The organism is Helicobacter sp. T3_23-1059 (assembly GCF_053654515.1).
This window is the reverse complement of record NZ_JBSIUV010000079.1, coordinates 1-7,077: the sequence shown is the minus strand read 5'-3', so window position 1 is coordinate 7,077 and position 7,077 is coordinate 1. Positions and strand designations below refer to the sequence as shown.

The 7,077-nt window shown below is 29.4% G+C and carries 4 protein-coding genes; all 4 read right to left on the bottom strand.

Annotation, left to right across the window (positions count from 1 at the left end):
- On the bottom strand, positions 1-1,715 hold a 1,715-nt coding region (locus tag ACWIX0_RS12520; protein WP_454174323.1), incomplete at its 3' end, for a hypothetical protein.
- Positions 1,716-2,068: 353 nt separating this feature from the next.
- Positions 2,069-3,517, bottom strand: coding sequence for a hypothetical protein (locus ACWIX0_RS12515; RefSeq protein ID WP_454174322.1), 1,449 nt, complete (start codon positions 3,515-3,517; stop codon positions 2,069-2,071).
- 29 nt (positions 3,518-3,546) lie between these two features.
- Positions 3,547-6,897, bottom strand: coding sequence for a hypothetical protein (locus tag ACWIX0_RS12510; protein ID WP_454174321.1), 3,351 nt, complete (start codon positions 6,895-6,897; stop codon positions 3,547-3,549).
- Positions 6,897-7,077, bottom strand: a 181-nt coding sequence (locus ACWIX0_RS12505) for a hypothetical protein (RefSeq protein ID WP_454174320.1), incomplete at its 5' end; no start/stop codon positions are given. The genes ACWIX0_RS12510 and ACWIX0_RS12505, both read right to left, overlap by 1 nt.

Here is a 7,077-nt window from a genome sequence, read left to right as displayed (position 1 = left end):
AAATTTTTAAAACTTGAAATTTCTTGTGTTGGTGCATTTGAAAAATAAGCATTATTAAATATATTTGCTATGCAAAAAACACTTGTAGATATATCGGCATCATTAAGTCTCTCTCTTACTTTGTTTCGCAATTCTTTTAATTCGTTATCATCAAAATATATACCATCTTGTTGTTTGCTTTGTTTTTGAAAATCAATAAAATTTGACATTATGCCATCAAAAGCAAATAAAGCATTTGTGATATAAGCTGCATATTGTTTTGCTTGTTTATTTTCTTTATCATTTAAAAATGTAGTTTCAAATAAATGTTTTTGCTCAAAAATCAAACAATATATTTCACTAAATTCATCCGCAATTTGAACAATATCTTTATTGTTACAATCCTTACAAAAATTATCTAGCATTTCTTGTATGCTTTCTGTTTTATCCGCATGAAACCATTCTTTCAAATTATGTTTTTTATTATAGTATTGCTCTAATTGTGTGTAATTTTCAAAAATAACTTGTCTAAAATTTTTAAAAATAACTTGTTTTTCTATTTGGTTAATGGTATTTAAAAACAACACTTTGTTTTGTAATATATTGTTATTGTTACACACTTCTTTTATGAAATTATATGTTTTGTATTGTGGTGAATCTATTTGTGGAGCAAGAGTAATAAAAAGCATATATTTTTCTACAAGTGGATTATTTTGTTGGCTACTTTGTGTAATGCTTTGTAAAATCATATCAAGCATTATAGTAGAAGACAAATAGGATGTTTTTATAAATAAAAAATTATTAAATTGCAGTGTAAGATTTTTTAGATGTTTAAATGCTGAGGCATTTGTTATATCGCTATCTCGCAATTCATCTTTGGTGATTGGATACACAGAAAGAGCAAAATATTGGCTTTTGTGATAGGTTGCCTTGCTACATATTGTCTCTTTTTTTGTAAGTAGCGATAAAATTTCAATGTCTTTAAAAGATTCTTTATGCGAAATATTGCATAATAAAATTTTATCTATTGTATTTGCGTTGTTTTTTGGCATTATAGTTTGTATATTGTGCATTTGCGATGGGGAAGTAATATATTTAATACTATCTTTTTCAAAAAATATATTGCCAGAAATTTTTTTATCAAAATTTATAATATTTACAAGAAAGCTATCTTGCTTATTTATATATTGAACAATATTATTTGAGACAATATACAATCTATAAATTTCAATTTTTAATTCATTGTCCTCTTTGGAATCCAAAAAACGCCAGATAGCCCAAAAACATAATGCAAAAATCACCGCAAATGCTATGTATGGATTAGAAAATGCAAGACTGCGCAAGAGATTTATCATAGCAACATTTGATTTTGATAATTGCGTTACAACATATCTTGTCATACTACTAGGAGTGTGCCAAAAAACTTTACCTAATAGCGTTATTAGTATTTTGCTTGTTTCATTTTTTGCCATTTCTCTAGCTTCTTTGTTTGCATTTTTAATATCTGCAAGTAATTTGTCTATATTATCCATACCCTTTTCAAAAGCCAATTTGCTATGCTTAATGTTAATAATATCTAAAGTATCTTGCTGAAAAATATTTTTATGTTTTGTTTTAAGTTTTTCTATGGTTTTTATTGTCGCATCTATAAATCCCTCAATGTCGCCCTTTAGCTGTTTTCTATTGCCCTCTTTATTGATATATTTTTGGTGCATATCAAATAATTTTTGTAGCATCTCCCTCATATCTAATCCCAATATTTCATTTTCTAACGCATCTATATTACGCCTATTATGCAGAAATTTATCACTGCTTAATAAATATTGTGTGTTTTCTTTTTGCCATTTTGGTATAGATTCTATATTGTCATAAAAAAGCGTATTAACACTATTAAGTCGGTAAAGATATTCCGTGCGTGGCGTGGTTATGCTTGTTTTATTGGTTAAGCGATTATTTATGCTTGAATGCGACATATTTATCCTTTTTGATTTTTGTCTATTTTGAGTTTTTATTCTACCCAATTATCGATTAAAAATACAACTCCTGCAAATTCTATAAAACCCATAAAATATTTGCCAATCATACTACTTCATTCTTGCTTTATGTCCTCTAATCCTTTTGTAAAATCTATCTCTAAATCCAACACTTCTTTGGGGAAAATATAAGGACGAGCGGAGGGGTAGCCGTAAGGAAGGTTTTGATAGATTTTATGCGTTATGTATCCTGAATAATTATCAAATAATTTTGGAAGTCTTTTGAATCCGTTAATATCAGCCACAATGATTATCCACATCATTAGATAATATTCTTTTATGCTTTGTGGGGTAGAATCTTTATCTCTTACATCTTTGATTAAACCGATTTTTTTGGCATAAGCTATTCCTAAACTTCCCTTGCGCCCGCCATATACACAGCTTTGGGCAAATGAGCTTACATCAATCAATGTTTCAGGTGGAAATTTTTCATCAAAATATGGGTCAAGCCCGTTTATTAGTCCTTTTTGCGAAGCAGGTTTTTGCTTATAAGCATTAAGTTTAGTTGCTTTTGTATAAGATTTTGGGAAATCCCCATCACTTAAGCGATAATTTTCAATTAGTGTGCTAATCGCGTCTCCACCAAGTGCGATGTTGCAACGAATGCAAGCGTGAAATGGGATAATGGCATACTTAAGAACCCAAGGCACACCCGATGGGCAGTAATTACTTGCTGCCATAGAAAAAGCTAATGGGCTTTGATACTTAATAGCAGCTGCTAGCCACAGTTCCGCAGTAACAAGTGAATATCTAGATTCTTTCCTTTGTGCCTCCTCATCTATCGCTTCCCACACTATCGATTCTAGCGCGTGATTGTAGCATTCTAATGCTTGCTCTCTGCCAAGATATAATAACCCACTTTTATAAAGCTGATAATACATATACGCATTTTCTGGGATTTTTTTATCAAGCAATGCTTGTGTGATAGATGAGCATTCTGCGATTTCATCGCCCGCATCTCTATGGTCTCTTAGATGCGAATTTTTAAAAAGCAATTTTGCTAATTCTACCCCTGCTTTTAGATATTGTTCTTTATATGCGATTCGTAAATTATGAAATATGGCTTGTTTAGTATTAGCATCTAAGTTTCTAAAATCTAAATTTTTATTTTTGTTTAGTAAGGCTTGTGCTTTTTGATATGCTCTTTTTGCGCTATCGCTTATGCGCTCACTATATTTATATGGCTCATAATCCACGCTCACATAAGGAAACAAAGCAGATTTTATCTCACTTTTGCGGACTATCATTTTTCTTTGCTCTTTGTAGCTTAGCTTTATAAATGCTTCTTTTTCCTCTTTGCTCCATTTGATTCCATTGCCATTTGGGTGTGGTTTGTAAGATTTGATGGTTTTTAGCATAAAGTTAAGTCTATATTCTTTTATGCGTTGTTGTTCGCTCACATTAGTCGGCATACTAGCTTGAAATATTGCCTCTTTAGATTCCATATCACTATGGATTTTTTGCCAAAATGGTATTTCTTCTCTCTCAAATAGCGCACCTTTCACTTTCACTCCTTAAATGCGTAGATTTTATATCAATCTATTATGTCAATGGTTGTAGGGATAAAATCATCATCATAGATAAGATTCCCACAAAGTTGCTCTATTTGTTGGCATTCCCCGCAATCATTTTTCTTGCTTTTAGTTTTTTGTGTATATATTTCATAATTCCACTCTGCAATGCGCTTTAGCTGGATAAGAAAATCGTGGTTAAATTTTATCCCATCTTTTGCTGTGCCACCCTTTGATTCAAAATTTTTTATGTCATTATCAAGTTCTTTTGCTTTTTTGAGTTTGGTTTGCATAAATCTGCCATCTGTAAGATTTGCCAAATTACATTCTTTGGGTTTGATACAAACTTCATTCCTTAAATAATGTTCTAATTGCTTATTCTCTCCCATTTCCAAATAAAACCATAATTTCGCATAAGCCTCTTTGATGACACTGCGCTTTTTGCCATCTAGCGCATCAAAATCTACATTAAAATTTATAAAATTTTTTATGCTTTCTTTGATTGTTTTTATTGAATTTATTTCATTTTCGCTAAACATAGCTACGCTAGGCGTTTTTACACAAAATCCACTATCTAAAGCAGAGCCACCTAGCAAAATCGCTCTCAAATCCGCGCTTATAAATGTTTGTGTGATTTCTATAGGAAATGTCAAATACTCGCTTCCTTGTTTGCAGGTGGCATAAGGTGTATTTCTATGGCGATTTATCATAAAAAGTAGCGCAACAATTTTTTGTTTCATATCGTTGCTATCTTTTATTTGAGTTGGGAAAATCTTATCTAATATTGTATTTGCAATATATGTCATTATGGTGTTAATTACCGATATTTGAGCGATATGTTTAATGCTTATGCCACTATCTATCTTGTTATATAACTCTTTGACATAGCTATTGGTTCGTTGGTCTAACTCTTTTGCTATATCTTGCGTAATTTGCTTGACAATGTCTGTATTAGATTGATTAAACAATCTTAAATTGTATGTTTTGGTGGTATATTGTTTAACTTTATCTTTAATCTTGGATAGCTGATAGGTAATAGTATCTTTTGCAATATTTTTTATCGCCATTTCTCCTATATCGAAAAACATTTTCAATATGGATTTATCATAATGATTGTTTTGCTCTATATCTATATTTATTGCAGTAAGTGAAAGCAAGATTGTTTCATAGCCTAATAAAAAATTATTTTTTGTTTCGTTGTTAGAATCTAAAATATATTGAATGCTAATTCTACAAAATTTAAATAAAAGTTGCTTATCTAAAATCTGTAATATGTCCTTATGTAATGGTATAAGTGGCATCATATAATCTATTGCTAATTGTTGATAATTTTGCAATGAGTTGTTTTGCAAATCTTGTTCAATTTCTAAATAGTTAATATTTATGTTTAGTGCCAAATCTAGCGCGCTGTCATTGTTATTGAAATACATATCAAGCATTGCAACATACAATGTTTCTAAATCTTTAATATTATGAAATACATTTGGTGTATTATTAGGTTCAATAAATTTTTTTTGAAAAAAATCTTGCAGTAAATGTTTTTGTTTTTCATATTCATCACTTATTTCTTTTTGATACTTCTTAAATTTTGCAATCTCATAATCATTAAAATATGAAAGCAAATAAGAAATATCTAATAACATATTCATTATTTCTACATTTTTATTTACTTGATTTTTTGCTTGTTTTTTTTCAAGTATCTTTCCTTTTGTAAATAAAGCGCATAATTCATAAACTAAACTACAAAACTCTTTTTCATTCATATCGCATATTTTTTTGTCTTTAAAGGTTTCGATATTCATTTGGTATGATTTTAGCGACTTGTTAATCTCTTTGATTGGTATTTTGTATTGCTTAAACAATTCAATGATTTGATGGATAATGTATGTTATAAAATCAACTTTTTTGATTCTAAACATTGCAGATAAAAATAATATATTTTTCTTTGTATAGTCATTGTTGAAACATTTATCTTTTATATATTGTTGCATTTTATATTCTGGCAATCTATGGCGCAAGCAATTTGTCAAAATAAGAGCCGTTTTATTGCTACGCATTTTATTGTTTTGCAGACTTTGCGCAAAACTTTGTATTAGCATATCACTTGCGATTATAGAGCTAAAACTAGATGATTTTATAAATAAAAAACTATCAAATTTTAGTAATAAATTTTGCAAATGTTGAAATGCTGATGAGTTAATGATATTGTCATTTTTATCATATAGTTTTAGCAAATGCGAAGTGCAAAATGTGGAAAATTGAGTGATTGTTTTATTTGTTATTATGTGATTAGAATCATCATTGTTTTTGCTAAAAATAGTCTCTATATATGATTGTTTGCCATATTTATCATTATCTAGCGAGAATTTAGCCTTAAATACTTTGTCCGCTACAATCAAAATGTCATCTTTAGAAATCTCATATAAAAGCATAGAGTTAAATTTCGCATAATTTGGATATAAATGATAAGTAAAAATATTATTTTTTTGCGTTGTGATGAGATTTCCTGCTCCAAAATGCGAGACATTTAAAATGCTCGCTAAACAATAATCTAATTTTTCATAAATGCTAATTATTGCCCCATAGACTTCATAAACAGCGTGTATTTTTTGATTTTCTTTATATTTTTTTGAAATAAAATCATAAATATCATACAAAAGAAAAAGTAGTGAAATAGTTATGCCAACGGGTCCTAGTGGCACTCCTCTTAAAAGTGGAATAAGCCTTTTTGCTAATTTTGAATGAGGATTATTTATTAGCACGAGGGATATTAGTGGCAAATGTGTAGTGCCAATAATTTTTGCGCTTAATATAATTATGTCTTTATTAAATCGATTTTGTAAATCCTGTTTGGCTTGTTTGGCGGATCTATCTAGTGCGATTCGCAACTCTTTTAATTTTTGATTTGCCTCTGTAAAAATTTGTGCGGTATTATCAAAATTACAATCTTTTAGCGTATTAAATATATTTTCTTGTTTGAGATTATACGAATTAAGAATATCTTTTATTTGTTTAAAAATATCGTTAATATCTTGTGCACCACTTTTTTTATCTACAAATAACAAAAACATTTCCATTGCCTTTGCTCTTAAATCTAAAATATTGTTTTGATTATCGAGCAAATAATTTACTTGTGGATATAAATCTTTTTGATAAGTCGTTTTATCTAATGAATCAATTTTGATATGCGAATCTGCGCCAATATTATTTATATCGCATATTTGCAAGGCTAATCTCAAATCAGCCACTTGCATTTGTGTGATATTTGATAATGTATAATCTAATTTTGCATTCAAAGGCACAAAATCTACATCTACGCTATATCCTATATGCTGTTGAGATATAAATTTGGCTTTACTTTTGATTACACTCATCACTTACCTTTATTAGCCTCATCGTTTTCTATGACTTGCTCAAAAGTGCTATCAAGACAATCTAATATGATATAACTAACTATGCTTCCGCCCACAAAAATCCCAAAAAATCCTATCAAATAGCCTATATCAAAAAAGATATGGCAAAGCAAGGCTATGATGCCAAGAGCTATCGCAATT

What these genes read in the sequence shown, in the direction of transcription:
- ACWIX0_RS12510 (WP_454174321.1), bottom strand. Translation starts at nt 6,897, where the DNA reads ATGAGTGTAATCAAAAGTAAAGCCAAATTTATATCTCAACAGCATATA.